This window comes from Gammaproteobacteria bacterium, assembly GCA_016712635.1.
GTDB lineage: Bacteria > Pseudomonadota > Gammaproteobacteria > SZUA-140 > SZUA-140 > JADJWH01.
In genome coordinates this window covers 448,017-474,924 of the sequence record JADJQS010000006.1, presented here as the reverse complement: position 1 = coordinate 474,924, position 26,908 = coordinate 448,017, and the positions used below count along the sequence as shown (strand labels likewise).

The 26,908-nt window shown below is 65.7% G+C and carries 21 protein-coding genes and 1 pseudogene; 5 read left to right on the top strand and 17 right to left on the bottom strand.

What is annotated here, in order from left to right; translation table 11 throughout:
• Nucleotides 1-120: 120 nt before the first annotated feature.
• From urtA to IPK65_09110, 3 genes and pseudogenes are all read right to left on the bottom strand, one after another.
• Nucleotides 121-1,418, bottom strand: a pseudogene (gene urtA / locus IPK65_09120) (urea ABC transporter substrate-binding protein).
• Nucleotides 1,419-1,526: 108 nt separating this feature from the next.
• Nucleotides 1,527-2,222 carry a hypothetical protein gene (locus IPK65_09115; protein ID MBK8163287.1) on the bottom strand — a complete coding sequence of 232 codons (696 nt, stop codon included), beginning with the start codon at nt 2,220-2,222 and terminating at the stop codon, nt 1,527-1,529.
• Between the two features lie 349 nt (nt 2,223-2,571).
• Entirely contained in the window at nt 2,572-3,765 is a 1,194-nt protein-coding gene (locus IPK65_09110; protein MBK8163286.1) for an agmatinase family protein, read from the bottom strand.
• Between the two features lie 981 nt (nt 3,766-4,746).
• Here IPK65_09110 and IPK65_09105 point away from each other — a divergent pair.
• From IPK65_09105 to IPK65_09090, 4 genes are read left to right on the top strand one after another with little or no spacing between them, the layout of a single operon-like run.
• The gene (locus tag IPK65_09105; GenBank protein ID MBK8163285.1) at nt 4,747-5,820 is read left to right on the top strand and encodes an ABC transporter substrate-binding protein; all 1,074 of its coding nucleotides are present in this window, start codon (nt 4,747-4,749) and stop codon (nt 5,818-5,820) included.
• Between the two features lie 3 nt (nt 5,821-5,823).
• Complete coding sequence (locus tag IPK65_09100) at nt 5,824-6,648, top strand: ABC transporter permease subunit (GenBank protein MBK8163284.1); 825 nt, start codon at nt 5,824-5,826, stop codon at nt 6,646-6,648.
• Entirely contained in the window at nt 6,645-7,481 is an 837-nt protein-coding gene (locus IPK65_09095) for an ABC transporter ATP-binding protein (protein MBK8163283.1), read from the top strand. Before IPK65_09100 ends, IPK65_09095 begins: the two co-directional genes overlap by 4 nt.
• Nucleotides 7,478-8,716 (top strand): insulinase family protein, encoded by a 1,239-nt coding sequence (locus IPK65_09090; GenBank protein MBK8163282.1) that lies wholly within the window; start codon nt 7,478-7,480, stop codon nt 8,714-8,716. The genes IPK65_09095 and IPK65_09090 overlap by 4 nt, the downstream gene beginning before the upstream one ends.
• Before the next feature lie 63 nt (nt 8,717-8,779).
• Here IPK65_09090 and IPK65_09085 read toward each other — a convergent pair whose 3' ends face one another.
• From IPK65_09085 to IPK65_09045, 9 genes are all read right to left on the bottom strand, one after another.
• Nucleotides 8,780-11,179 carry a DUF748 domain-containing protein gene (locus IPK65_09085; protein MBK8163281.1) on the bottom strand — a complete coding sequence of 800 codons (2,400 nt, stop codon included), beginning with the start codon at nt 11,177-11,179 and terminating at the stop codon, nt 8,780-8,782.
• Between the two features lie 144 nt (nt 11,180-11,323).
• Nucleotides 11,324-12,334 (bottom strand): hypothetical protein, encoded by a 1,011-nt coding sequence (locus IPK65_09080; protein MBK8163280.1) that lies wholly within the window; start codon nt 12,332-12,334, stop codon nt 11,324-11,326.
• Between the two features lie 7 nt (nt 12,335-12,341).
• A complete protein-coding gene (locus IPK65_09075) occupies nt 12,342-13,643 on the bottom strand; it encodes a DUF3300 domain-containing protein (protein ID MBK8163279.1) in 1,302 nt (433 codons plus the stop codon).
• 292 nt (nt 13,644-13,935) lie between these two features.
• Nucleotides 13,936-14,550, bottom strand: coding sequence for an urease accessory protein UreG (gene ureG, locus IPK65_09070; protein MBK8163278.1), 615 nt, complete (start codon nt 14,548-14,550; stop codon nt 13,936-13,938).
• A gap of 686 nt (nt 14,551-15,236) precedes the next feature.
• Nucleotides 15,237-15,725, bottom strand: a complete 489-nt coding sequence (locus IPK65_09065; GenBank protein MBK8163277.1) for a hypothetical protein — start codon at nt 15,723-15,725, stop codon at nt 15,237-15,239.
• Nucleotides 15,726-15,878: 153 nt separating this feature from the next.
• Nucleotides 15,879-17,582, bottom strand: a complete 1,704-nt coding sequence (ureC, locus tag IPK65_09060; protein MBK8163276.1) for an urease subunit alpha — start codon at nt 17,580-17,582, stop codon at nt 15,879-15,881.
• A 1-nt stretch (nt 17,583) separates the two neighbouring features.
• Nucleotides 17,584-17,889, bottom strand: coding sequence for an urease subunit beta (locus IPK65_09055; GenBank protein MBK8163275.1), 306 nt, complete (start codon nt 17,887-17,889; stop codon nt 17,584-17,586).
• A 10-nt stretch (nt 17,890-17,899) separates the two neighbouring features.
• Nucleotides 17,900-18,202, bottom strand: a complete 303-nt coding sequence (gene ureA / locus IPK65_09050) for an urease subunit gamma (GenBank protein ID MBK8163274.1) — start codon at nt 18,200-18,202, stop codon at nt 17,900-17,902.
• A gap of 100 nt (nt 18,203-18,302) precedes the next feature.
• Nucleotides 18,303-19,157 (bottom strand): urease accessory protein UreD, encoded by an 855-nt coding sequence (locus IPK65_09045; protein ID MBK8163273.1) that lies wholly within the window; start codon nt 19,155-19,157, stop codon nt 18,303-18,305.
• Between the two features lie 463 nt (nt 19,158-19,620).
• On the opposite strand from IPK65_09045, the gene dapE reads away from it, so the two are divergent.
• The gene (gene dapE, locus IPK65_09040) at nt 19,621-20,748 is read left to right on the top strand and encodes a succinyl-diaminopimelate desuccinylase (GenBank protein ID MBK8163272.1); all 1,128 of its coding nucleotides are present in this window, start codon (nt 19,621-19,623) and stop codon (nt 20,746-20,748) included.
• A gap of 128 nt (nt 20,749-20,876) precedes the next feature.
• On the opposite strand, the gene IPK65_09035 is transcribed toward dapE, so the two are convergent.
• The 5 genes from IPK65_09035 to dnaB all read right to left on the bottom strand — a co-directional run bounded on the left by IPK65_09035 (nt 20,877) and on the right by dnaB (nt 26,884).
• The gene (locus tag IPK65_09035; GenBank protein ID MBK8163271.1) at nt 20,877-21,896 is read right to left on the bottom strand and encodes a hypothetical protein; all 1,020 of its coding nucleotides are present in this window, start codon (nt 21,894-21,896) and stop codon (nt 20,877-20,879) included.
• Between the two features lie 613 nt (nt 21,897-22,509).
• Nucleotides 22,510-22,890 carry a pentapeptide repeat-containing protein gene (locus tag IPK65_09030; protein MBK8163270.1) on the bottom strand — a complete coding sequence of 127 codons (381 nt, stop codon included), beginning with the start codon at nt 22,888-22,890 and terminating at the stop codon, nt 22,510-22,512.
• A gap of 124 nt (nt 22,891-23,014) precedes the next feature.
• The gene (radA, locus tag IPK65_09025) at nt 23,015-24,400 is read right to left on the bottom strand and encodes a DNA repair protein RadA (protein MBK8163269.1); all 1,386 of its coding nucleotides are present in this window, start codon (nt 24,398-24,400) and stop codon (nt 23,015-23,017) included.
• 13 nt (nt 24,401-24,413) lie between these two features.
• On the bottom strand, nt 24,414-25,493 hold the full coding sequence (gene alr, locus IPK65_09020; GenBank protein ID MBK8163268.1) for an alanine racemase: 1,080 nt from the start codon (nt 25,491-25,493) through the stop codon (nt 24,414-24,416).
• The gene (dnaB, locus tag IPK65_09015; GenBank protein ID MBK8163267.1) at nt 25,490-26,884 is read right to left on the bottom strand and encodes a replicative DNA helicase; all 1,395 of its coding nucleotides are present in this window, start codon (nt 26,882-26,884) and stop codon (nt 25,490-25,492) included. The genes alr and dnaB overlap by 4 nt, the downstream gene beginning before the upstream one ends.
• Nucleotides 26,885-26,908 lie beyond the last annotated feature (24 nt).

Here is a 26,908-nt window from a genome sequence, read left to right as displayed (position 1 = left end):
TCAATGAGTAGCCAGCACACATGGATCCCCTAAATTCACGGGGATGACCGCCAGAACGATGATCGCCAATTAAGGCGGGCGCCGGCGCCGGTTATGCCCGGCGCCGGTGTCCGGGCCGGCTCAGAAATTCTGGCCGGAGCACTTCTTGGTCTTGGTATTGTAGTTACCGCACTTCAGCGTGACCCAGTCGGCCTCGATGTCCTTGCTGCCGGGCAGGAAGTCGGACCAGGCGTCGCCGGGCACCAGGCCGTCGGTCTCCCATACGACCTCGAACTGGCCGTCATCCTGGATTTCGCCGATCAGCACCGGCTTGGTGATGTGGTGGTTGGGCAGCATCTTCGAGATGCCGCCGGTCATGTTCGGCGTCTCGATGCCGATGATGGCCTTCTCTACCGCGTCGGTGTCGGTCGTGCCGGCCTTCTCCACCGCCTTGACCCACATGTTGAAGCCGATCACGTGCGCCTCCATCGGGTCGTTGGTCACGCGCTTCGGATTCTTGATGAAGGTCTGCCACTGCTTGATGAAGGCGTCGTTCGCGGGCGCGTCCACGCTCATGAAGTAGTTCCAGGCGGCCAGGTGGCCGACCAGCGGCTTGGTATCGAGGCCGGCAGCTCCTCCTCGCCGACCGAGAAGGCCACCACCGGGATGGCGTCCGCGCTGATGCCCTGGTTGCCCAGTTCCTTGTAGAACGGCACGTTGGCGTCGCCGTTGATGGTCGAGACCACCGCCGTCTTCTTGCCCTCGGAGCCGAACTTCTTGATGTCGGATACGATGCTCTGCCAGTCCGAATGGCCGAACGGCGTGTAGTTGATCATGATGTCCTCGGCCTTGACGCCCTTCGCCTTCAGGTAGGCCTCGAGGATCTTGTTGGTGGTGCGCGGGTAGACATAGTCGGTGCCGGCGAGCACCCAGCGCTTCACACTGAGATCCTTCATCAGGTAGTCCACCGCCGGGATCGCCTGCTGGTTGGGCGCGGCGCCGGTGTAGAACACATTCTTGGAGGATTCCTCGCCCTCATACTGCACCGGATAGAACAGCAGGCTGTTCAGTTCCTCGAACACCGGCAGCACGGACTTGCGCGATACCGAGGTCCAGCAGCCGAAGACGACCGCGACCTTGTCCTTCTGGATCAACTCGCGCGCCTTCTCGGCGAACAGCGGCCAGTTCGAGGCCGGATCGACCACCACCGCCTCGAGCTGCTTGCCGAGCAGGCCGCCCTTCTTGTTCTGCGCGTCAACCAGCATCAGCACGGTGTCCTTCAGCGTCGTCTCGCTGATCGCCATGGTGCCGGACAGCGAGTGCAGCACGCCGACCTTGATCGTATCCGCCGCCTGCGCGGTCAGCGCGCCCGCTGCGAGGGTGGCGGCGGCCAGCGGACCGTACCAACTTCTCCAACTCAGCAATTTGTGGTTGTTCATGGTTCCCTTTCCTTATATTTGTGATGAGTGATGAAACGGATCGAGGGGCGGCGCCCCTGCGGCGCCGCCCCTCCTGGTCAAGACTGCGTACTCCAGCAACATCATTACTTACAGATCGAAGCCCCAGGTGTAGGAAACCTGGACCAGCGGGTCTTCTTCCGTGGAACCATCATCCGAGCTGGCCATGCTCGCCTTGAAGGTCAGCGTCTCGATCGGGTTGTAGCTCAGGGTGATATGGCTGTATTCATCACCCGTCGTTTCGCCCACATCGTCGCCGTCATCGCGCGTCCAGAAGCCAAACGTCACGCCGAATTTGCCCATCGCGGCGCCCAGCGTGTAATAGATGTCGTCGTCGATGTCGCTGTCCATGTTGATATAGGCCGCGGCGGAGAACATGTCGTAACCCAGGCTGAGCACGAGGTCCGACGCATCGGTATCGCCGAGTCCGACGTCATCGTTGGCGACGAATCCCGCCTCGGGATACAGGTACTCCCAATAAGAGATGTCGTACTTGAAATCGCCCGCGGAACCGGCGTAGCCGCCGTACAGGTCGAGTTCGTAGCCGGCTCCGGCCCAGGTGCTGGAGGCCCAGCCGCCGACGTAGAAGCCACTATCTGCGTTGTACTGCAGGGTGCCGCTCACCTGGGCATCGGACGCACTGACGTCCAGACCACGCCACAGATACATATTGGCGACGCTGATGTTAGCTATGGTGCCGGCCTGGGCACTGACCGGCGCCAGGAACAGCGCGGGCGTCGCCAGACTGGCCGCAAGAACCAGACGACTGAAATTTTTCGTATACATTTCCTTTGTCTCCCTCTACCTATTTAGCAAGTTGATGAAACGATCCTGAGTCTTTCCTGTGCTTTGTTCGAACAAAGTACGCAGGACACATAGCAGCCTTTGTGCCACAAATAATATTTCGTTATTTATTAACGAAATATGTTTCATCGACGTTTTTATGCAACGAAAACGCGAATATATTTGCACCACGACGCGGCGCGCTTTCACAATAATGTCATCGAATGGCGCAGCGGATTCACGTGAAATACTCCGAATACTCCGGGACAGATTTATTTTTCGCGCGATCGGGGACAGATTAAATAAATCTGTCCCCGTCTCATGATTGGGAAGGGCGGCCGGCATATCCGGATCATCGGCCCCGGATGATATGCCGGTGCGCGCCCATCTTGCCGTGCGCGACCAGAGTGCCGAGCACGTCGACGATGCCGCGCATGGCCATCAGCGAGGTGATATCGGAGACATCGTAGGGCGGCGATACCTCCACCACCTCCATGCCGCAGATGCCCTCGCGCGCGACCGCCCCCAGCAGATACAGGATCTCGCGCGGCAGGAAGCCGCCCGGCTCCGGCCAGCCGGTGCCGGGCACGAAGCCGGCGTCGACGCTGTCGATGTCGAAGCTCAGATAGACCGCGTCCGCATCCTTCCAGGCCGTCTCGAGCGCGATCTCGGCCACCTTGTCCAGCCCGAGGCGCTCGACATCGTGCATGGTGATGATGGTGGTGTCGCGCTTGCGCGCCTCCTTCACCGCCTGGCGCGGCACCTGCCAGCCGCCGATGCCGATCTGCACCAGATTGGACGCCGGCACGTTGGGCAGATTGGTGGCATGGAACCACGGCGTGGTGTGCATGCGCTCGTCGAGGTCCTTCTCCTGGATGTCGGCGTGACGGTCGAAATGGATGATCCCGATCCGTTTGTCCGTCTGCTGCGCGATACCGCGCACGGTGGCAAAGCCGATCGAATGGTCACCGCCCAGGATGATCGGCAGCGCCCCGCTCGCGAACACGTAACCGACCGCGCGGCTGATCTGGTCGAAGGTCTTCTCGATATTGGCCGGGATGGTGAACACGTCACCGGTGTCGCACAGGGTCATCTGTTCGCGCAGGTCGACGCCGAGTTCGTAGTTATAGGGTGTGTAGAGCGCCGAGATGCGGCGGATGCCCTGCGGCCCGAAGCGTGTCCCCGGCCGGTAGGTGGTGCCGCCGTCGAACGGCACGCCGATGATCGCCGCGTCGAACTTGCCCACATCCTTGATGTCCTCGCAGTACGGCGCCTTCATGAAGGTGTTGATGCCGGCGTAGTGCGGCAGCTCGCCGCGGGCAAAGGTCGGTATGGACTTGTCCTGGATGCTGTCCGCGCCCTGCAGGCCCAGTTCCAGGCAGCGCTTCTCCTCGGCGTCCCAGCCGGTGTGCGGCAGTTCCGCCTCCTTGTGCGCGGCCTTCCAGCCGTGCAACTGCGTCTTGTCGAACGAAGGATGGTGCCGGTGCGAAGGGTTGCCGCTGGACGGCTTGAGGGTGCGGGAACGAAAACGGGAAAAATCAGACATGTCTTCCTCCAAATATAATCGGTTACCGTCGAACAAAAGTCGTGAGAGGCCGTGCTCTCCCGGGCTTTTATCCCGCCGTGTAACCTCCGCATCGGAGGTCGACAACTCTCGGACCAGACATCTATCGGGATCGGGGACAGATTTAAAATCTGTCCCCAACGCAACAGACCGGAACCCTAGTCGTCCTTATAGCCTTGAATGACGGAGCAAGCGATCGGGGACAGATTCAATATATATGTCCCCGCTGGTCTGCACCGTTCACTGCCAGTTATTGCAATAGACATACCAGCCTGCCGCTCACGGTGATGCTTGTCCCGGGCGATCTGGCTAACTGCTCGAATTGCAAACACTTCGCACTGATTGTCGATGTTGCGCACCAGTCGCGGCGCCCCGGCTGACCGGATCCCGGCGAATAAATCGGCACCAATAGCGAGCAAAACATCGCGATCACACACCATCGTGGGGCACGCAGATGCGCCTGAACTCAGGGCATGAATCGACGCGCGTGTGGATCGTCGCAGGCATTTTTGTCGAAACCGATATCAGACAGTCAGTTAGAAAACGCGCCGGACAGTTGTGCGCCGCGCCCGGGCGCGCGGCATGTTAATTGCTAAATCCCCTGCAGAGCATCTAGGGTTCCGGTCTTCGCGCACACTGAAGGTGTCTGGTCCGAGGGATGCAGTCCGGGAACGCAGGGATAAAGGGAGAAATGGGGACAGATTTATTTTTTCGTTAAACGTTTCGGGGACAGATTTTAAATCTGTCCCCTAACCGCGGCTTTGAGAAAAAATAAATCTGTCCCCATTTTTCACCACCTTCCCCTGTTTTTTCCGGATACACGGCGGGATAAAAGCCCGGGAGGCACAGGCCGCGGATGAGCGTTGTCCAGACGGTGCCTGCCGGCTTCCCCCGGTCCGTCTTGGTGCGCACCTCCCCGGCGTTCGGTCTGATGCAACAGAACCCAAGGGGAATATCATGAAAATGTTTCGAATCTCTGCCTTATCGCCGCTGCTGGTCGCCCTCGCCCTCCTGCTGTGCAGCGTCGCACCCGGCGCGCTGGCCGCCGAAAAGACCAAGTTCCGCGTCGCCTGGAGCATCTACGTCGGCTGGATGCCGTGGGAATACGCCGCCAGCCAGGGTATCGTGAAGAAGTGGGCCGACAAGTACGGCATCGAGATCGAGGTGGTGCAGATCAACGACTACATCGAATCGATCAACCAGTACACCGCCGGCGCCTTCGACGGCTGCGTGATGACCAATATGGACGCGCTGACGATCCCGGCCGCGGGCGGCGTCGATTCGACGGCCCTGATCATCGGTGACTTCTCCAATGGCAACGACGGCATCGTCCTGAAGAAGGCCGCCGCGCTGAAGGACATCAAAGGCCAGAAGGTCAACCTCGTCGAGCTCTCCGTCTCGCACTACCTGCTCGCGCGCGCGCTCGACACGGTCGGCCTGAAGGAGAAGGACATCACCGTCGTCAACACCTCGGACGCCGACATCGTTGCCGCGTTCTCCTCGCCCGACGTCACCGCGCTGGTCACCTGGAACCCGCAGCTGAGCGAAGTCGCCGCCATGCCCGGTGCCACACCCGTGTTCGATTCGAGCCGGATCCCCGGTGAGATCATCGACATGATGGTGGTCAACAGCGCCACCCTGAAGACCAATCCTGCCCTGGGCAAGGCGCTCACCGGCGCCTGGTACGAGACCCTGGCCGCCATGTCGCGCAACGATGCGGCGGGCGCCGCGGCGCGCACCCACATGGGCCAGGCCTCAGGCACCGATCTCGCCGGCTTCGAGAGCCAGCTCAAGACCACCAGGATGTTCTATACGGCCGCCGAGGCGGTGAAATTCACCGACAGCGCGGACCTGGTCAAGACCATGGACCATGTGCGCAGGTTCTCCTTCGACCACGGCATCCTCGGCGAGGGCGCGCGCAGCGTCGATGCGGTCGGCATCGGCTTCCCCGGCGACAAGCTGCTCGGCGACAAGGGCAACGTCAAGCTGCGCTTCACCTCGTCCTACATGAAGATGGCCGCGGACGGCAAACTCTGAGCCATGCCGCGCCTGCTCAATCAGCATCCCGGAAGGTCCGGCGCGCTCGCCCTGGGCTCGCTGCCCTTCCTGCTGATTGTCGCGGCCTATATCGTCGGCTCGGACCTGCGCCTCGCGGAAAACCCGAACGACAAGCTGCTGCCTTCCCTCGCCGCCCTCGGCGCGGCGATCCAGCAGCTCGCCATCGAACCGGACGCGCGCAGCGGGGATATCCTGCTGTGGAAGGACACCGCGAGCAGCCTGTTGCGGCTGCTCAGCGGCATCTTCATCAGCGCGGCGCTGGCGCTGGCGGCCGGCATCCTGATCGGAATCATCCCGCGTGTGCGCGCGGCGTTCGCACCGCTGGTCGCGGTGCTCTCGCTGATCCCGCCGCTCGCAATCCTGCCCATCCTGTTCATCGTGTTCGGGCTGGGCGAGGTGTCGAAGGTCGTGCTCATCGTCATCGGCATCACGCCCTTCCTGATCCGCGACCTCGCGCTGCGCACGAGCGAGATCCCGCCGGAGCAGCTCATCAAGGCGCAGACGCTCGGCGCCTCCACCTGGCTCGTCATCCTGCGCGTGGTGCTGCCGCAGATCCTGCCGCGCCTGATCGACGCGGTACGGCTGTCGCTCGGCGCCGCCTGGCTGTTCCTGATCGCCGCCGAGGCTATCGCGGCGACCGACGGCCTCGGCTACCGCATCTTCCTGGTGCGGCGCTACCTGGCGATGGACATCATCCTGCCCTACGTCGCCTGGATCACCCTGCTCGCCTTCAGTTTCGATCTGCTGCTCAGGCGCCTGTCGCGGCGGTTGTTCCCCTGGCACCATGCGGACGAGCCGCGCACATGAGCCGGCTCGCGATCCGCAACGTCTGGAAGCAGTACGGGGCGCAGGTCGTGCTCGAACGCATCAACCTGGCCGTGCCGCCGCGCGAGTTCTGCACCATCGTCGGCGCCTCCGGCTGTGGCAAGACCACCTTTCTGCGCATGGTGCTCGGCCAGGAGTCCCCCAGCCGCGGCGCGATCGAGCTGGACGGGCAGCCGCTGCGCGGCGAACCCGGCCCCGAGCGCGGCATCGTGTTCCAGCGCTATTCAGTGTTCCCGCACCTGACGGTGCGCGACAACGTCCTGCTCGGTCTTGAACTCGGCGCCTCACGCCTGACCGGACGCCTGTTCGGCGCGGCGCGCCGGCAGGCCCTTGCCCGTGTTGACGAGGCCCTGCAGGCAGTCGGCCTGGAGACCGCGGCCGCCAAATACCCGAGCGCACTGTCCGGCGGCATGCAGCAGCGCCTCGCCATCGCGCAGGCCCTGATCAAGCAACCGAAGATCCTGCTGCTGGACGAACCCTTCGGCGCCCTCGATCCGGGCATCCGCGCCGATATGCACAAGCTGCTGCTCGGGCTGTGGCGCACGACCGGTATGACGGTGTTCATGATCACGCACGACCTCAGGGAGGCGTTCGCGCTCGGCACCCGCCTGCTGGTGTTCGACAAGGTGCGGCGCGACCCGCAGGCGCCCGAGCGCTTCGGCGCCACGATCACCTTCGACATCCCGCTCGCGCGCCGGAACGCCGCAGACGACGACGCGCTGCGCACCCTGCAGGCGCGGTCGGACTATTACACCGGCGCGGCGCCGGTAGCGTATCCATCAGCGCAGACCGGCGCCGCCCTGGAGCTGCCGTGACCGTCTGCACCGGGTTCGCCAACGGGGTACGCATCCTGAGCCGTCCCCTGCCCGGCCGGCGCAGCGCAGCGCTCGGCTTCTGGCTGCGCAACGGGTCGCGCCACGAACGCCCTGGCCAGTCCGGCTTCGCGCACCTTCTCGAGCACCTCCTGTTCCGCGGCGGCGGACGTTACGCCAGGCATTTCGAGGGCATGGGAGGGCAAATCAACGCCCGCACCATGCGCGAACTCACCGCCTTTCACGGCCTGGTCACCGGCGACCGCCTGCGGCTGCTCGCGTGCCTGTTCACCACCCTCCTGACCGAACCGCGCCTCACGGCCGTGGATCTCGCCGCGGAACTGCCGGCGGTGCGGCGCGAGCGGCAGCTGGCCGCGGATTCTCCGTGGGAGGGACAGGAAGCGACCGCGCTCGGGCTCGTCCTGGGCGCGCATCCGCTCGGCCGGCCCATCCTTGGTGATGAAACCGCTCTTCACAGTGTCTCCATCGCGGCACTGCAGGACTATTTCAGTGAACGCCTGCGCGGCGCCGCGCTGTGTGTCGTCGCGGCGGGCGCGGTCGATCACGACGAACTGGTGGAGGCCTGCCGGGCGCTGGAGCGGCTGCCCGCCGGCACGCGCGATGTCGCAGACCCGCCCGACTTTACTCCGTGCGCGGCGCGCGGGCCGTCCGCCGGGGCCGGCGCGGATCTGCTCTGGGTGATGCCGGTGCCGACCCTCACCGACCCGGCGCACTGGGCGTTCCTGCTCGGCGAACGGATCGCCGCCGGCGCACCGCTCACCGCACGCCTGCAGTACGATCTGCGCGAGCGCCGCGGACTCGCCTACGCCGTCGAGTCGCGCGTCGAACTCTATTCCGACTGCGGCCTGTGGTGGATCCGCCTGCAGTGCGAAGCCGGCCAGGCCGAGGCCTGCCGCACCGCGGTCGAATCGGTGATGGCGAGCCTGATCGAACGCGGCCCGACACGCGAGGAGATCATCCTCAATCTGGCGCAACAGCAGGCGCGCTGGACTCTGGAAGAAGACGATCCGGAATGTGTGATGGAGCGTATCGCGCACGAGATCGCCTATCTGGACCGCGTCACCGCCCTCAACGAGCGGCTGGCCCGGCTTGCCGCGCCGGGCGCGGAGGATGTCCGGGACGCGCTCGCCGGCGCCTGGCGACAGCGCGCGTCATTCTCCTGGGGTCCGGACATGGCGCGCCCGGATCTCGCTGCGGTCGTGCGGCGCGCGATCTGAGGCGAAGCAGCGGATTAAGCAGGGGACAGATTTGAAATCTGTCCCCAATGAGGATCTCTATCGCTAGCGCGCGTCGAGGATCAGTTTCGCCCTTGTACCCTCGCCCTCTGTGGCGAGTTCACCGCGACGGACAAAGATACGCTCCGCCGCGATGCCGCCCTCCTGCACGAGCAGGTCCATCACCTGCTGCCCGCGCGTATAGGCGAGCGCGGCCAGTTCCTCCTCGGCAACCGGCTGTGCGGCGAGCAGGCGGGCGCGCAGCCCGGCCTCGAATGCTGCCATATCGGCTGCGGGATCGGCGGTCCCGGCAGCCGCATTCGGGGATGGGGACAGATCTGTAAATCTGTCCCCGGTTCCCGGATCAGATGTTGGGGACGGATTTTCCGATCCGTCCCCATTACCACCCGCTGCCGCCGCCAGCTCGACACGCAGCGCCTCCGCGGCGCCGGCGCCGAAGAAGGCATCGTAGGCGCTTGCGAGCACCGCCGCGGATGGGGACAGAGGTACAACCCTGTCCTCGCTGCTCTCTTGCTGCGCCGCATCCGGCGCGGCCGCCGCCAGCAGGGCATCGAGCCTGGCCTGCCGCATGGCGTCGCCGTCGCCCCCGGGATCGGCCCAGCCCTGGATCTCGACGACGAGGCGCGGCCGCGCGGCGAGCGCCTTGGACAGGGGCAGGATCTTGTCGCGCTCGGCGGCGGACAGCACGCCACTGCCCGCGTCATACAGCGCGTACTCCATGTCCGGTCCGCCGCCGAACATGTCCGCGATGAAACTGAACGGCGCGGTGACGATGCGGGTGACCAGGTTGACCAGGGCCTTGACGATGAGCGGGCCCAGGCGGAAGCCTGGATCATCGACATCGCCTTCGACCGGAAGATCGATCTCGATGCGTCCCTCGCGATCGCGCAGCAGGGACAGCGCGAACCTGACCGGCAGGCTGGTGGCATCCTCGCTCTCTACCCTGGTGCCGAGCTCGAACTGGTCGAACACGGCGTGATTTCCGCCCTTGATGCGGCCATCGGCCAGGGTGTAGCGCAGGTCGAGGAACAGTTTGCCCTTGTCGATGGTGTAGCCGGCAAACTTGCCGGCGTAGGGCGAGAACGAGGTCAGCTCGATGTTGTTGAAGGCGACCTTCGCCTCGAGATCCTGTTTCGGCGCCGCAAGGCGGGCCGCACCGCCTATCTCTGCCTTGCCGTACTCACCGACGCGGCCGGTGAGCGCGATGGTCGTGCTGGTGGCGGTATCGGACCCGATGTCGCGTATCTCGCCGGCGAGATCCTCGATGCGCACCCGTACGTTCGGCCGGATCTGTTCATCGCTGAACAGCAGGCCCGACGCGCTGACGGCGACGCGGCCGATCGCGTACGGAAACGCGGCTCCATCCGGCGCTACTGGCTCCGCGGGATCGGGGTGCGCCGGCGGTTCCGCCTCCTCCGGCGGTCCGCCGTGCGCCTGGCGCACGGCCTCGCCGATATTGGTGCGCCCGTCCGCGTAGATCCTGAACGCGGTGTCCAGCCCCGCGACGGCGACCTCGTCCACGGCGAGGCGGTCGGGCGCGAGGTCGAGCCTGATGCCGGTCGCCTTCACCTCGTCCCAGGCGAGCACCACGTCGTCACGGTCCTTGAGCCGGACCGCGAGGCTGGCGATCACGGCCGATCCCGTGACCGCCAGCCTGGAGTCCTGCCCGGCCTGGCCGTGGCTGAGCGACAGCTCGAAGGACAGCTTGCCGTCGCCGATCTCCGCCGGGAGGCGCCCGGCCAGGTAGGGCTGGAAGGTGGCCAGCGGAATGTCCTGCGCGGCGAGCTTCACATCGAAGCGGGTCGGGATGGCGGAGAGGTCTCCGGCGACCGTCAGGCGCCCGTGCTCGCCGATGGCGATGCCGAGCCCGACGAGGTCGGTGCGGTCCTCCGGCCGCGTCGACAGGTGTTGCACGCGCAGCTCGAGCGGCGTGAAGTGCTCATCGAAGGCGCGGCCCTGCGAGTCGTCGGTGAAATGGAGGTCGCCGCCGGTCAGCGCGAGGTCGCCAATGAGCACTGCCGGCGGTGCTGCGCCCGGCTCCTCGCCGGCGGCTTCCTGTCCGGCCGCACCGGCGAAGGCATCGATGAGGTTCACCGTGCCGTCCGCACGCAGGTGGATGTGCACATAGGGCCGCGTCAGCGCGAAGGATTTGAAGACCAGGGCGCGCTCGAGCAGCGAACGCAGTTCGAAGTCCGCGCTGAAGGCGTCGAAGGCCAGCAGCCGGCTGCCGTCCGGCGCGCTCAGGCTGACCCGCTCAAGGCGCGCGGTGAAGGTGAAGGGATTGAAGCGGAGCTTCCCGATCTCAAGGCCGAGGCGATAGTTTTCCTGCAGGATGTCCGTCGCCTGTGACCGCGCAACTGCAGGCACGAGTAGGAATCCGGCCGCGGCGTACAGCAGGATCAGGCCGGCGGCAATCAGGGCCGGGAGTTTCAGCTTGCGGATCATGCGGGGCTTCTGCGATGTGTCTGTATTCTTGACGCCGGCATAGGGTACACCGGGGCGCCTCAGCGGGGACAGATTTATTTATTCACGCCGGGACGATGCCGCGGCGGCTTGCAGGGGTGTGTATAAATAAATCTGTCCCGGGGATTACTCGATCATCCCCAGGCGCCCGTTGTGCGAGCCCATGTACCACAGGCGGCCCGCGCCGTCGACGACCATCTTGCGGATGCCGACCCCCGAGGATGGCAGGTCGATGACGCGCATCTCCTCGCGGCGCGGATCGAAACGCACCACAGTGTCGGTCCTGATCTCATTGGCCCACACGATGCCGGCGCCGTCGATCGTGACCGCGTACGGGCCCGCATCGCCCGCCGGCAACGGGTACTCGCCGACGACCTTCATCGCGGCGGGATCGACCCTGGCGAGCCTGCCGTTCCCGTAGAGCGTCACCCACAGCGTGCCGTCCGGCGCCGCGGCGATCCGGCGCGGACGCGACCCTTCCCCCATGTCGAGCGCGTCGATCCTGCCGCTCCTGACGTCGAGCCGGCCCAGCGTGTCGTCGCCCATGCGGCACCACCATACATTGCCCGCGCGATCGAGCGTGATGCCGTAAGGCCCGCCGGAAGAGGCGTATTCCGTGATGTTCCCGGTTGCCGTGTCGAGCCGGCCGATCGCGTCCCCTTTCTGCATCGTGAACCACAGGTTCGTACCGTCCCGGGAGAGCGCCATGGTATGCGGCCCGGTGCCGGCGCCCGAGGTGGTGAATTCAGTGACCCTGCCGGTGGCGGGATCGAGCCGCCCGATAGTGCCATTGCGGTTGCCGGTCGTCCACGCGATGCCGGTGCGATCGACCAGCACGCCATGGGGATGGTGCCCCGGCGGCATGTCCCATTCCCGGAAGGTCCCGGTCGCCGGGTCGAAGCGCGCGACCTTGTTGCCGTTCATGACCGCGATGAAGATGCTGCCGTCGGGAGCGGGCGCCGGATCGCGGGCGAACTCGGGGGTCGGCACCGGCCACTCGCTGACCTTCCCCTCAAAGCTGTCCGGTGCGCCAGGCGCGACGCCGTAGTGGGAGCCGCCCGCATGGACGCTCAGCGCGAGACACAGCATGAACGCGGCGCCGGATCGCACAAGCAGCGGAGACGGCGACAGATTCACCCCCGTCTCATCCCCCGCGTCTGTCAAACGCAGATGCGCGGGAGGGGGCGCCGTGCCGGGTCGCGCGCCCGAATTCGGGGCTGCGCACGCTGCCGCGCGGCACCTCGTAACGATCCGACCCTTTAGCGTTTCCACGCTGCACACCCTGCGCGCGCGGCGAACGCGCAGCATCGTCGCGGTCCGCACCGCGCCGGCCGCCGGAATCCATGTCGCGCGGGCCCTCGGCGTGCCGCGAACGGTTGACATCCCGCCTGCGATCCGTGAAACGATCCGGCTGCGAACGCCGCTCCTTGTCCAGTCCCGCGCGGCGCTTGTCGAGGCTGGCGCTGTATTTCCCCTTCCCGTCACGCCGGTCGCCCGCTGTGGATCGCCCGGCATGCATTCCTGGACGATACTGTCCGTCATGCGCCCGCCCGGCCTGGCGATCGGCGCTGTCGCGCGTTCGCTCGGAGGCGCGGAGTCGCGCGTAGGGATGCTCGTAGCCGCGGTCGCGATACACCGCTCCGCGGCGGTGGCGCGGGTCGTGCTTCCATTGACGGGAGTCGCCCTTCGCACCGTGGTCACGCCAATGGGCATAACCGGGTTTGTGCGGATATGACCGCGGCTTTACGATCACCACATGGCGGTGCGGCCAGTTGAAGTAGCCGGGATGGATCCCTGCAGACCACAGCACGCCGCCGCCCCAGTAGAATCCCGCCCGGGCGTAATATCCCGGCGGCGGGGCCCAGTAATAAGGCGGATACGCCGGCCACCACCAGCGGCCGTAGACCGCGCGCGCATCATAATAGGGGATATAGACGACGCGCGGATCCGCCGGCTCGATCACGATCATGTCGCCGTCGCGGAACACGCGCGCGTACTCGAGGGAATCCAGGTTGCCGGCCTCGTAGGCGCGCCGCCGCAGGTCCTGGATCGTGTCCATGACCTGGCCCTGCTGAAACAGGAAGGCGTCGCCAAGCTGTTTGGTCCACTCCAGCTCCTCGTCCATGCGCGCCAGCAGGCGTGGAAACGCGGCCAGTGCCTGGACGCTCGCGTCCCAGTCCTCGGCGGCAACGGCATCCACCGCCTCGGCGCCGTCGAGTCCGGGATTGTCCCGGCTCCAGCGTGCCGCCTCCACGACCTCGAGCGGATAGGTCGCGGCCATCAGGACCTGCGTCAGCACGACATCGGGATACAGCGCGACCGGCGCCAGCATGCGGTCGAGCTCGCGCTGGCTGAAGGCCGGATCCTCCTCCGCACGCAGCGCATCGGGCAGGGAAAACAACAGCACGAACAACTGGATCGACAACAACCGGACAAGTATCCTCATGATCGACTCCCGCAGCCTGCCGGGCTGCTCTGCGTGATCGGGAGGCGGGTTTCAACCTCCGTGCGGTCAGATTACTCCTGTCTATTGAGACAAGACAGCGACGGGTCCGTTCCGGCGCGATTTACAAATGCGAATGAACCGGAGGAAGTGATCGTATCTACATGAATGTTAATATTATAAAATCACGCGGCAGGCAGGCGGCGCGGGTTGCGCAACGCCGTAATCCGGAGATTGTCGCACAGCACCCCCGGATTCCGCTGCGCTGCATCCGGGTTGCGGATGCAGCCGGGATTCAGGCGACGTCGAGCAGCCCTGCCTCGCGGATGAAATTCTCGACGACGTCGAGGCCGTGGCCGGTCTTGATGTTGGTGAACACGAACGGGCGCGCACCGCGCATCTTGCGGGCGTCGCCGTCCATCACCTCGAGCGAGGCGCCGACGTGGGGCGCGAGGTCGATCTTGTTGATCACCAGCAGGTCGGACTTGATGATGCCGGGCCCGCCCTTGCGCGGGATCTTGTCACCGGCGGCAACGTCGATCACGTAGATCGTCAGGTCGGACAGCTCAGGACTGAAGGTCGCGCTCAGATTGTCGCCGCCGCTCTCGACCAGCACCAGGTCCAGGCCGGGGAAGCGCTGGCACAGCCGGTCCACCGCCACCAGGTTGATCGAGGCATCCTCGCGGATCGCCGTGTGCGGGCAGCCGCCCGTCTCCACGCCGATGATGCGTTCCGGCGCCAGCGCCTGGCTGCGCACGAGGAACTGCGCATCCTCCTGCGTGTAGATGTCGTTGGTCACCACGGCGATGTTGTAGCGATCGCGCATGCGCTTGCACAGGGCGTCGACCAGCGCCGTCTTCCCGGATCCGACCGGGCCGCCGATGCCGACCCGTAAGGTTTGCTTGGTCATGTCAATCTCCATCAAGAACGGTAAGGTGTGAGGCGTGAGGTGTCAGGCGTCAAACCCTCGGCTTTGATATTTCTCCTCACACCTCACGCCTGACTCCACACCTGTATCACAGTCTTCAAATGCCCGTTTCTCCCAAGTTCTATGAGAGGAACAACCGCGTATACTGCCCCTCGTGCCGCGCACTCGCGAGGCCGAGCCCCGGAGCGGTGAAGCCGATGTCATCGTCCTCGATCGCGAGGGCCTGATCCACGACGGCGGGGATCAGCGCGATCAGCGCCTGCAGGATGCGCTGGCCCGCGGTATGGCCCAGCGGCACCAGCTTGATCGCGGCGGCGACCTGGTTCTGGCACCAGGACCACAGAAAGCCGCAGGCCGCGTCCCGGAGCGGGATGCGCCATTCGACGCAGGCCAGGGCGAACATCGCGGTATATCCCGGCGGCGGATCGATCTCCCCCGCCTCCTCCGCGGGCCGTTGCGGAAAGACCGCGCCCTTCCTCGCCCTGTCGATACCGAGATCGGCGAGCAGGCGCGCCAGCGCGGCGCCGACGTTGATCTCCTCGGCATGCAGTTCGCGGGATTCGCGCGCCGCCAGCAGGCGGGCATTCCAGCGGCTGGCGCCCGCCGCGTCGCCCGCCGACCAGGCGCGGTACAGGCGCGCGAACAGCGGCATGTCCTGATGACGCTGGCTATGCTGCAGCAGGCCTGCGACCCAGCCGCGCGTGGTCACCTCGTCGCCGATCCAGCCTTGTTCCACCGCGTATTCCATGCCCTGCGAATAGGCGAACGAGCCGACCGGCAGCGAGGAGCTGCTCAGGCGCAGCAGCGCCAGCAGCGCGGGACCGAGCATCCTGCTGATAGCGCAGCCAGCCGGCGCCGACCTGCAGCGGGATATGACGGTTACCGAGGTGGTAACAGGCGCGCGCGAGCAGGTGCGGATCCGGACAGGACACCGTGGAGACCGGTTCCGGCGCGGCCACGACGCCGACGACGGTGCCGTCATCCGCGCGCACGCGGTCTCCGCCGCGCAGCACCGTGCCGCGCACCAGCATCAGCGCCGCCGCGCGCCCGTCATCCAGCGTCACGCGCTGCCGGCTGCGCTGGCGCAGCTCGAAGGTGAGCGTCAGGCTTGTGGCCGAAGCCTCGGACGGGTGGACGATTTCATTCAGTTTCATCATGTGCCGGTGAGGGGTGAGGTGTCAGGTGTGAGGCGTTAAATTTCGAAAGCATGGCTGAAACCCGTGAGCGGATCCGAGCCACGGAAGTCCGCGTCCTGGATGCGTACCTCCTCACCCCTCACGCCTGACACCTCACCCCTCACCCTTCATGCCTCAGAACAGGAAATACCGCTGCGCCAGCGGCAGCACGGCCAGCGGTTCGCATACCAGCAGTTCGCCGTCGGCGCGCACCTGGTAGGTCTGCGGGTCGACCTCCATCCGCGGCAGATAATCGTTATGGACCATGTCCGCCTTGCCTATGCGGCGGGTGCCGGACACGGCCACCGTGCGCTTCCTCAGGCCGAGGCGGCCGGCGACAGCCGCCTGCTGGGCGGCCTGTGACACGAAGGTCACACTGGTCGCGGCGCAGGCGCCGCCCAGGGCCGCGAACATGTACCGGTAGTGAACCGGTTGCGGCGTCGGGATCGAGGCATTGGGATCGCCCATCGGCGCGGCAGCGATCAGCCCGCCCTTGATGATCAGCGCCGGCTTCGCACCGAAGAAGGCGGGACGCCACAGCACGATGTCGGCGAGCTTGCCCGCCTCGATCGAACCGACCTCAGTGGCGATTCCGTGGGCGACCGCCGGATTGATGGTGTACTTGGCGACGTAGCGCTTGACGCGCGCGTTATCGTGGCGCGCAGGGTCGCCGGCCAGAGCGCCGCGCTGCACCTTCATCTTGTGAGCGGTCTGCCAGGTGCGTGTGACGACCTCGCCGACGCGGCCCATCGCCTGCGAGTCCGAGCTGATCATCGAGAATGCGCCGAGGTCATGCAGGATATCCTCGGCCGCGATGGTCTCGCGCCGGATGCGCGATTCGGCGAACGCGACGTCCTCGGCGATGTTCGGGTCGAGGTGATGGCAGACCATCAGCATGTCGAGGTGCTCATCCACCGTGTTGACCGTGTAGGGTCGCGTCGGATTGGTCGAGGACGGCAGCACATTGGTCTCGCCGCAGGCCTTGATGATGTCGGGCGCATGGCCGCCGCCGGCGCCTTCGGTGTGATAGGTGTGGATCGTGCGCCCCTTGAAGGCGGCGAACGTGTCCTCGACGAAGCCCGATTCATTCAGCGTGTCGGTGTGGATGGCGACCTGCACGTCGTACTTCTCCGCCACCTCCAGGCAGTTGTCGATCGCGGCCGGCGTGGTGCCCCAGTCCTCGTGCAGCTTGAGCCCCATCGCGCCCGCGGCGACCTGCTCCTCCAGCGCCTGCGGCAGGCTGGCGTTGCCCTTGCCGAGGAAGCCGAGGTTCATCGGCAGCACGTCGGCCGCCTGCAGCATGCGCGCGATGTTCCACGGTCCCGGCGTGCAGGTGGTGGCATTGGTGCCGGCCGCCGGACCGGTGCCGCCGCCGATCATGGTGGTGATGCCGGACATCAGCGCATCCTCCACCTGCTGCGGGCAGATGAAGTGGATGTGAGCATCTATGCCGCCGGCGGTTGCGATCAGGCCCTCGCCCGCGATCACCTCGGTGCCGGGGCCGACGACGATGTCGACGCCGGGCTGCACGTCCGGGTTGCCTGCCTTTCCGATGCCGGCGATGCGCCCGTCCTTGAGCCCGATGTCCGCCTTGACGATGCCCCAGTGGTCGACGACCAGCGCGTTGGTGATGACACAGTCGACCACCTGCTTGGAACTCGACTGGCTCTGCCCCATGCCGTCGCGGATGACCTTGCCGCCACCGAACTTGACCTCCTCGCCGTAGATCGTGCGGTCCTGCTCCACCTCGATCCACAGTTCGGTGTCGCCCAGCCGGAGCCGATCGCCGACGGTGGGACCGTACATCTCCGCGTATGCGCGTCGCAGTATCTTCGCCACCTTAGAGTTTCCCCATGATCTTTCCGTTGAATCCGTACACACGGCCCGCGCCGGCGTAGCGTACCAGATGCACCGTGCGGGTCTGGCCCGGCTCGAAGCGCACCGCGGTGCCGGCCGGGATGTCGAGACGGAAGCCGCGCGCCGCCTCGCGGTCGAACGCGAGCGCCGCGTTGGTCTCGTAGAAGTGGTAATGCGAGCCGACCTGGATCGGGCGGTCGCCGGTATTGGCGATGCTCAGCGTCACGGTGGCGCGTCCGGTGTTGAGTTCGAGCTCGCCCTCTGCAGTAATGACCTCGCCGGGGATCATCGTCGCCTCCTCATACGATAGGGTTGTGGACGGTCACGAGCTTGGTGCCGTCGGGAAAGGTCGCTTCGACCTGGACATCCGGGACCATCTCGGCGACCCCCTCCATCACGTCGGCGCGCGTGAGCAGCGTGGCGCCGTAGCCCATCAGCTCGGCGACGCTGCGACCGTCGCGCGCGCCCTCGAGGATTGCGGCCGAGATGTAGGCCACCGCCTCGGGATAGTTCAGCTTGAGGCCGCGGGCCTTGCGCCGCTCGGCCAGCAGGCCGGCAGTAAAGATAAGAAGTTTGTCTTTCTCGCGCGGGGTCAGCTCCATCGCAGCGTCTCTCCGTTACCATGTCTGTATTTGCCGGCCTGGCGCCGCGGGCTGCGGCTGTTCACAATCATGCCCGGCATCGCAATCTGCGCAGGGATGCTCACGTATTCCAGATCCGCGGTCGCTGCGCCGGCCGGCCCAGTATCCGCGGCCGCAGCGCCTCCCACGCCCGTATGAAGCGTTCGCGCGCACGCTCCGCGCCGCCTCCGATGAAGCGGACCAGCAACAGCTCATCGAGCAGCGTGGCGCCGGTCAGCTCATCTCCCGCATCCTCGCCCAGGGCCTCGCGCACCGCGGCCAGATCGGACTCGCCGCTGCCGGTGCAGACCAGTGTGCCGGACACCGGGCGCCCGCCCAGGCCCCAGTTTTCATCGAGCATCCCGCCGCCGCCGTCGAAACGATTGCGTTCATGCAGCAAGGGCCGTCCCTGGCGATACACCTCCATGCCCTGCAGAAACACGCCATGCCTGAATCGTTCCCCGCCCGCGGGACGGCCGAGACAGACGATCTCCCAGCCGATGAAGCGCGCGCCGGGCGCGAGCTCGACCCGCGTCGAGCTGCGCGCGAGCGCGCCGTCGAACACGATGGTCTCCTGCGGCAGCCACTCGAGCGCGGCATCCCGCGCCACCGCGAATGTTTGCGTCTGTTCCGCCCGGCATCCCGCGCTGCGATAGAACTTGCCCGCGGCCGGCGTGGTAAGCAGCACCTCGGCGCCGGCATCGACGTTGCCGCTGATCTCGAGTCGATCGCCGCCGACGATCCCGCCCGGGGGGTGCAACAGGTAGACATGGCACACGCCCCCTTCCGGATAAAACGGCCGCTGCACCTGCAGCGGACCGCAGGCGGACCGGTGGGCGAGCACCGTGCGCATGCCGTCGCGACGGAACCCCAGGGACAGTGCCGCACGCCAGCCGTCCGCAGCGCGCGATCCCCCGCTCAGTGCCGCTCCCTTCATCGTCCCGGGGCGGCGGTGTGCGGAGGACGCGCCGTCCTCGCCCTCTTCTCTGCCATATATCGAGGCTATTGCAGGTTTGTTGCCAATTCCTGCCGCCGCAACCGCATTCTTTCGAACCGGCCGCACGCGCGCATCGCACTGAGAATCGATTTATTTAATAAATAAACAGTTAATGGATATATATGATTTAAATTATGGATAGCGACCGCCGTCTGCCCGGGTGTCACCGGAGATTGAGCCCACGGATCCATCACCAGATGCGCACCAGAAGACAGCAAGAGCGGTCGGGATTGCATTACCGCGGTGCATTTACTCCGCTGTCTGCGACTCGGATGGGCGTCATTCCGAGGACGGTCTGACCGGATGCCTCGTGCACCGGCTTGCCCTATAATGGCCACAGCCAACGGGACCGCCGCCGCGACCCGCCCGACATACCCTCCCGACAACCGAAACGCATAGCCCGATGTCCGACACACTTGAACTCGCCAAGGCCCTGATCGCCTGCCCTTCCGTCACGCCGCAGGACGCCGGCTGCCAGGAACTCATGATCGAACGCCTGGAAGACCTGGGCTTCCATATCGAACGCCTGCCATTCGGGAAGGTCGAGAATTTCTGGGCACGCCGCGGTGCGGGATCGCCCCTGTTCGCCTTTGCCGGCCACACCGATGTGGTGCCCACCGGTCCGCTGAACCAGTGGCAATCCGACCCGTTCACACCCACCGTGCGCGAGGGCCATCTGTACGGGCGCGGCGCCGCCGACATGAAGGGCAGCCTGGCCGCCATGGTGACCGCCTGCGAACGCTTCATCGACGCGCATCCTGCGCACAAGGGGTCGATCGGCTTCCTGATCACCAGCGACGAGGAAGGTCCGTCCATCGATGGCACGCGCAAGGTGATGGACTACCTGACCCAGCACGGCACCCAGATCGACTGGTGTCTGGTCGGTGAACCGACCTGCGAAAAGCGGATCGGCGACGTGATCAAGAACGGCCGGCGCGGATCGCTCGGCGGCACGCTCGCCGTCCGCGGCGTGCAGGGCCATATCGCCTATCCGCATCTGGCCGACAACCCGATTCACCGTTTCGCGCCGGCGCTGGCCGAGCTGTGCGCCCTGCAGTGGGACAGCGGCAATGAGTTCTTCCCGCCGACGACGTTCCAGTTTTCCAACCTGAACGCCGGCACCGGCGCGGACAACGTCATCCCCGGCCGCATCGAGGCGCTGTTCAATTTCCGCTATTCCACCGGGAGCACGGCGGATGAACTGAAGGCGAAGGTGGAATCCGTGCTGAGAGGACACGGGCTCGACTACACGCTGGAGTGGCGCCTCTCGGGCGAACCCTTCCTGACGCAGCCGGCTGAACTCGTCAACGCGCTGCGCGCCGCGGTGCGCGAGGTCGCGGGATACGACACGCGGCTGTCCACCTCCGGCGGCACCTCGGACGGGCGCTTCATCGCACCCACCGGCGCCCAGGTGGTCGAACTCGGACCGCTCAACGCGAGTATCCACAAGATTAACGAGTGCGTGAACGTCGAGGACCTCGACAGCCTGTCGCGCATCTATGAACGGGTGCTGGCCAGATTGCTGGCATGAGAGACCGCAGGCGGGAGATGTCTTAAATCACTATGCTTTCCAGCGGCGGATATAAAACGGGGACAGATTTATAAATCTGTCCCCTTAACAGGGTCCGCAGTACACGCATCGCACTTCTTCCTGGCGGATCACGTACCGGGCTCGAGATCGGGCGGCGCCACGAGGTCCGCCCACTCGACGATATCGCTGGTCACGGCCGCGCCATCATTGATGGTGAGCGCGACGCCGTCGCCCTGCACGGTGGCGAGGATGCTCCCGCAAGAGGTGCAATCGGTTTCGCTGAACCGGACCGCGCCGGCGGCAGGCGTATCGGAAAAATCGTCCGGACGCCCGGCGGACCACAGCACCGGCGAGGAATTCGTCGAGACCCTGAGCAATATCTCACTGCCGGGATTCGAGACATAGCGGTTCAGTATGCTGGCGCCGTCTGTCGGATGCGATTGCACGGCCACGCTGTATTCCTGGGTGTTCGCATCATCGGTCACGACGAGATAAAAAGGCCGCAACTGGTAGTTGATCGACCGCACGCCCGCGACCGGCGGATAGGACATCAGCTGGGCATTGAGGCCGCCCACCTGGCCGGTGCCGGCATCAGAGCCGACCGCCAGCGTCATGGTAGTCACCCCGCTGCTCCGGGACGCCGTCATGATGATGTTGTCCGTGATCGAGGTCAGGGTGCCGTTGTCGTTGATAAACTGAACGGGGCCGAGCGAGATGAACGCCTCGATACTCCAGTTGCCGGAGGCCGCGGACGGATCGCCGCTGATTTCGAGACCGGCGATATCGACGAAGGAATTGTCGAGCAGATTGCCCTCCACCGTGCATTGCGCGAGGGCGACGTGCAGCGCATCCCCGGCCGGCAGCCGGAATCCGTCGCCGAAGACCATGTAGGTGATCCGGTTCGTTTCGGGACCGTACCCGGCGGGGCTCGAGGCGCATTCCGGTATGTTGACCAGATCCCCCTGGACACGGGACGGGTTGTTCATGATGTCCATGCTGTCCCTGACCATCGCAATCGTGATATGGCCGATGACGACCAGACGGCTGACGAGGTCCAGCGAGGAGCGGGACAGCATGACCGCGTTTTCAGAAGTGATCTCATCGACCGCGAGCGGGTCGTCCGGATTGCCGTTGTCATCGCCCGGCATGCGGGTTTCCGAACTGCTGCAGCCCCCCAGCAGCATCAAAATACACGCAGCAACAAGGGCTTGATATATAGCGCGGAGACTCATGCCGCAGCTCGGCCTTAACTGGGAGGATGCCAAGAAATATACGCCTTATTTATAATTTATTCAATATGTTAAATGTGTATTTGAATATGGTTTCTATGTTTATTCTATATATATGTCGCATATTCTTACGCTGGTGGCGGCCAATCCTTACTGGGATCGGCATCGGAGACCCCGAACCTTAGCCGCGCCCTCGGCAGACCTTCTCGCCCCGATCCTGCCAGCCCCCGCCGCGTGTCCGTCGCAGGGACGAGTTATCCGGGCACGACGCGTCACGATGCGCGCGACCATATCGGCCAGGCGGCAACGGGACGGCAACGCCCGGCAGGCCTGCGCCTGGGGCACGGGGTCTGCTGAATGCTCGGGTGACCGGGCGCGGGATCTGCCGACAGGCCGCAGAGGCGGGATCAGCGCGCTGCTGGAGCCGGGGGATACAAGGAAGGGCGCAGAAAACAGCCGGCCCGGTTTTTCAGCCGGCTGGCACGATAATGACCATACCGGCTGATCGGTCCGTACGGCGCCCTGTGCAAGGTCATTTGCGCACCGGATATCTCAGACGGGTGCCATGCTGGAGCGACAACGTGATCTCATCCGCGCTCAGCTCCGGGGGGAAGTAGGTGCCCGAGATCTTGGTCGCATGGATGCTGGCGCCTTCCAGATTCGTATTGGTGAAATCGATCCCGCGGAGATCGCCCTGGCGGAAATAGCAGCCCCGCAGGTCGAGGCCGTCGGCATCCAGTCCGCGCAGGTCGATCCCGCGAAAGTCGCTATGGGTCAGGTCGCTGCGCTCGCCGCGACACTTGCTTTCATTGAATTCCTTGATATGACCCTCGCGCAACAGCCGATATTGCGGATTGTCATTTTTCAGCTCGGGCTTTCTGGCCATCGTCATCACCTCGACCGCAGCGCGCATGCAGGCGTCCTGTTAGTTGGAGTCACGACGAATTTCGCGCACTTTCCGCGGGAAAGCAAGGCTTGAATGCCAGGCATGTTCGCTGCAATGGGGACGGAGTGGAAAATTCGCCCCCTCGGCACGGCTAGAGCAGATCCACCGCCTCTTCGAGGCGCTGTACGGCGAGGATCTCGATGCCGGGGACGGCAGTCCGGGCAAGCTTGTTGGCCTTGGGGATGATGGCGCGCGTGAAGCCGTGCTGGGCGGCCTCCTTCAGGCGCTCCTGGCCGTTCGGGACCGGGCGGATCTCGCCGGCGAGGCCGATCTCGCCGAACACCACGGTGTCGCTCGGCACCGGGCGATTGCGCAGGCTGGACAGCGCGGCCAGCACGACGGGAAGGTCGATGGCGGTCTCCGTGATGCGCACGCCGCCGACGACGTTGACGAACACGTCCTGGTCGTACATCGCCACACCGCTGTGGCGTTGCAGCACTGCGAGCAACATCGCGAGGCGATTGGGTTCGAGGCCGACGGCAAGGCGGCGCGGACTCGGCGCGTGGCTCTCGGCGACCAGCACCTGCACCTCGACCAGTAACGGCCGGCTGCCCTCGCGCGTCACCATCACCACGCTGCCGGACACCGGCGTCTCGTGGCGCGAGACGAAGATCGCCGACGGATTGCTCACGCCGCGCAGGCCGTGCTCGGTCATGGCGAATACGCCGACCTCGTTGACCGCACCGAAGCGGTTCTTCACCGCGCGGATCACGCGGTAGCGGCTGCCGGAATCGCCCTCGAAATACAGCACGGTGTCCACCATGTGCTCGAGCACGCGCGGGCCGGCCAGCACGCCCTCCTTGGTGACGTGGCCGACGAGGAACAGCGCGGCCCCGGTCTGCTTGGCGTACTGCACCAGCTGTGCAGCGCACTCGCGCACCTGGCTCACCGCGCCGGGCGCGGCCTGCAGCTCGCCGGTGTACATGGTCTGGATGGAGTCGATCACCATCACGGCGGGCTTGTCGGTCATCGCCTGCGCCAGCACCTGCTCGACGCCGGTCTCGGCCTGCACGCGCATGCGGCTCGCATCGAGCCCGAGGCGCTGCGCGCGCAGGCTGACCTGCTGCAGCGATTCCTCGCCGGTGACGTAGAGGGTGGGATAGGCCTGCGACAGCGCGGCCATGGTCTGCAGCAGCAGGGTCGACTTGCCGATGCCGGGGTCGCCGCCGATCAGCACCACCGAGCCGCGCACGAGTCCGCCGCCGAGCACGCGATCAAGCTCGTCGAGCCCGGTCTTCGTGCGCATCTCGTGTGCGGGTTCGATCTCGGCGAGCAGGCGGCTGCCGGTCTGCGCCGGGGCACCGGCGAAACCGCCGCGCTTGCGGGTCGTCACCGGGCGCTGCACCTCTTCCACCAGGCTGTTCCATGCGCCGCACTCGCCGCACTGTCCGGCCCATTTCGGCGCCTGCGCGCCGCACTGGGTGCAGGTATAGACCGTCTTTGCGCTGCCGCCGCGTCCCTTGGTGATGGCGCTCATGGTCGGGGCCGGTTCAGCCCTGCTCGGCGATCGGCACGCGCTGCGTGATACCGCACAGCAGTTCATAGGAAATGGTGCCCGCAAAGCGCGCAACCTCCTCGACCGGCAGGTTCCGCCCCCACAGTTCCACTTCGTCGCCGATCTGCGCCTGCGGCAGATTGCGCAGGTCGATGCACAGCATGTCCATGGAGACGCGGCCGACCACCGGCGCGCGCTGTCCGCGCACCAGCACCGGCGCGCCTGCTGCCATGCTGCGCGGATAGCCGTCGCCGTAACCGATCGCGACCACGCCCACGGGCATGTCATCGGGGCAGATCCAGCTGCCGCCGTAGCCGATGGTATCTCCGCGCCTGAACCGGTTGATCGCGATCAGCCGCGAGTTCAGCGTCATGACCGGACTGAGCCCCTCCTGCTGTGCGACGCTGTCGAGGAAGGGCGAAACACCGTAGAGCATGATACCCGGGCGCACCCATTCCATGTGCGTCTGCGGCCAGGCCAGCACGCCGGCCGAATTGGCGACGCTGCGCTCGCCGTCGAGGCCGTCCACCGCCGCGACGAAGTCGGCGAGCTGACGCCCGGTGTAGCCGTCGTTGCGATCGTCCGCGTTGGCGAGATGCGTCATGAGGCGGATGCGCGCCGCGATCTTGTTGCTGCCGCGCAAGCGCTGGTAGACACCGGCGACCTGCTCCGGCGGGAAGCCGATGCGGTGCATGCCGGTATCGACCTTGATCCAGACCGAGATCGGCCGTGCGATGTCGGTCTTTTCCAGGATCTGCAGCTGGTGTTCATGGTGTATTACGATGGACAGGCGGTGGCGCGAGATCTCGGCGAGTTCGCCGGGCTCGAAGAAGCCTTCCAGCAGGACAATGGGATGGGCGATGCCCGCCTCGCGCAGCACCAGCGCCTCCTCCACGCTGGCGACGCCGAAGGCGTCGGCGTCGTGCAGCGACTCCGCCACGCGCGCCAGACCGTGGCCATAGCCGTTGGCCTTGATCACTGCCAGCACGCGCGCGAGCGGCGCGGCGGCGCGCACGCGCTGCAGATTCGTCCGCAGCGCCTTGAGGTCGATCACTGCCCGCACCGGGCGGGTCATGCATAGGCCTCGCTGTAGGAGTCTTCGATGTAGTTCTCGAAGCGGGTATACGGACCGAGGAAGGTCAGGCGCACGGTGCCGATGGGACCATTGCGCTGTTTGCCGATGATGATCTCGGCGATGCCCTTGTCCGGGCTGTCCTCGTGGTAGACCTCGTCGCGGTAGATGAAGGCGATCAGGTCGGCGTCCTGCTCGATGGCGCCCGACTCGCGCAGGTCGGACATCACCGGGCGCTTGTTGGGACGCTGCTCGAGGCCGCGGTTGAGCTGCGACAGCGCGATCACCGGCACCTGCATCTCCTTCGCCAGTGCCTTCAGCGAGCGCGAGATCTCGGAGATCTCGTTGGTGCGGTTCTCCTTGGTGCCGGGCACCTGCATCAGCTGCAGGTAGTCGATGACAATCAGTCCCAGGCCATGGTCACGCTTGATGCGGCGGGCACGCGCGCGCAGCTCGGTCGGGTTGAGCGCCGGTGTGTCATCGATGAACAACGGCGCCTCACTCAGGATGCTCATCGCCGAGGTCAGGCGCGGCCAGTCGTCGTCGCTGAGCCGGCCGGTGCGTACGCGGTGCTGGTCGATGCGGCCGAGCGAGGACAGCAGACGCATGACGAGCTGTTCGCCGGGCATCTCCATGGAGAAGATCGCGACCGGCACACGGCTCTTGATGGCGGCATGTTCGGCGATGTTCATCGCGAAGCTGGTCTTGCCCATCGAGGGGCGGCCAGCGACGATGATGAGGTCGGACGACTGCAGGCCCGAGGTACGCTCGTCGAAGTCGGTGAAACCGGTCGGCACGCCGGTGTACGGGCTGTCCTGGTGGTAAAGCTTGTCGATGCGGTCGGTGACGTCGACCAGCAGGTCGCGGATCGACCTGAAGCTTTTCTGGTTGGGCCGGCCCTGCTCGGCGATGCGGAACACCAGTTGCTCCGCATGGTCGAGCAGCTGGGCGCAGTCGCGGCCCTCGGTGTTGAAGGCGGCGTTGCCGATCTCGGTGCCGACGTGAATCAGCTGGCGCAACACCGAGCGCTCGCGCACGATGCCGGCGTAGGCCTTGATGTTCGCCGCGCTCGGCGTGCTGTTGGCGATCTCCGCGAGATAGGCGAGACCGCCCGCCTTGTCCAGATCCTTGTGCCGTTCCAGCCACTCCGACACCGTCACCACGTCGACCGGCTCGCTGCGCGAACACAGGTCGCTGACCGCGCGGAAAATGAGACGATGGTCGTGGCGGTAAAAATCGCCTTCCGTGACCGCATCCGCCACCGCGTCCCAGGCCGAATTGTCCAGCATCAGTCCGCCCAGCACGGACTGCTCCGCCTCGAGCGAGTGCGGCGGGATACGCAGAGGATCCGTCACGCGCACCGCACCGGCGGGGCTGGTCACGAGTTCCTGCATGGCCTGCACCTGGATAGATCCCCC

Excerpts from the sequence above, each read along its gene's own strand:
- IPK65_09075 (MBK8163279.1), bottom strand. The coding sequence starts at position 13,643 with ATGAGGATACTTGTCCGGTTGTTGTCGATCCAGTTGTTCGTGCTGTTG.
- radA (MBK8163269.1), bottom strand. The coding sequence starts at position 24,400 with ATGAGCGCCATCACCAAGGGACGCGGCGGCAGCGCAAAGACGGTCTAT.
- IPK65_09045 (MBK8163273.1), bottom strand. The coding sequence starts at position 19,157 with ATGAAGGGAGCGGCACTGAGCGGGGGATCGCGCGCTGCGGACGGCTGG.
- IPK65_09095 (MBK8163283.1), top strand. The coding sequence starts at position 6,645 with ATGAGCCGGCTCGCGATCCGCAACGTCTGGAAGCAGTACGGGGCGCAG.
- dapE (MBK8163272.1), top strand. The coding sequence starts at position 19,621 with ATGTCCGACACACTTGAACTCGCCAAGGCCCTGATCGCCTGCCCTTCC.
- IPK65_09065 (MBK8163277.1), bottom strand. The coding sequence starts at position 15,725 with ATGATGAAACTGAATGAAATCGTCCACCCGTCCGAGGCTTCGGCCACA.
- IPK65_09035 (MBK8163271.1), bottom strand. The coding sequence starts at position 21,896 with ATGCCGGGCGATGACAACGGCAATCCGGACGACCCGCTCGCGGTCGAT.
- IPK65_09085 (MBK8163281.1), bottom strand. The coding sequence starts at position 11,179 with ATGATCCGCAAGCTGAAACTCCCGGCCCTGATTGCCGCCGGCCTGATC.
- alr (MBK8163268.1), bottom strand. The coding sequence starts at position 25,493 with ATGACCCGCCCGGTGCGGGCAGTGATCGACCTCAAGGCGCTGCGGACG.
- IPK65_09100 (MBK8163284.1), top strand. The coding sequence starts at position 5,824 with ATGCCGCGCCTGCTCAATCAGCATCCCGGAAGGTCCGGCGCGCTCGCC.
- IPK65_09030 (MBK8163270.1), bottom strand. The coding sequence starts at position 22,890 with ATGCGCGCTGCGGTCGAGGTGATGACGATGGCCAGAAAGCCCGAGCTG.
- IPK65_09055 (MBK8163275.1), bottom strand. The coding sequence starts at position 17,889 with ATGATCCCCGGCGAGGTCATTACTGCAGAGGGCGAGCTCGAACTCAAC.
- dnaB (MBK8163267.1), bottom strand. The coding sequence starts at position 26,884 with ATGCAGGAACTCGTGACCAGCCCCGCCGGTGCGGTGCGCGTGACGGAT.
- ureG (MBK8163278.1), bottom strand. The coding sequence starts at position 14,550 with ATGACCAAGCAAACCTTACGGGTCGGCATCGGCGGCCCGGTCGGATCC.
- IPK65_09105 (MBK8163285.1), top strand. The coding sequence starts at position 4,747 with ATGTTTCGAATCTCTGCCTTATCGCCGCTGCTGGTCGCCCTCGCCCTC.
- IPK65_09110 (MBK8163286.1), bottom strand. The coding sequence starts at position 3,765 with ATGTCTGATTTTTCCCGTTTTCGTTCCCGCACCCTCAAGCCGTCCAGC.
- IPK65_09115 (MBK8163287.1), bottom strand. The coding sequence starts at position 2,222 with ATGTATACGAAAAATTTCAGTCGTCTGGTTCTTGCGGCCAGTCTGGCG.
- ureA (MBK8163274.1), bottom strand. The coding sequence starts at position 18,202 with ATGGAGCTGACCCCGCGCGAGAAAGACAAACTTCTTATCTTTACTGCC.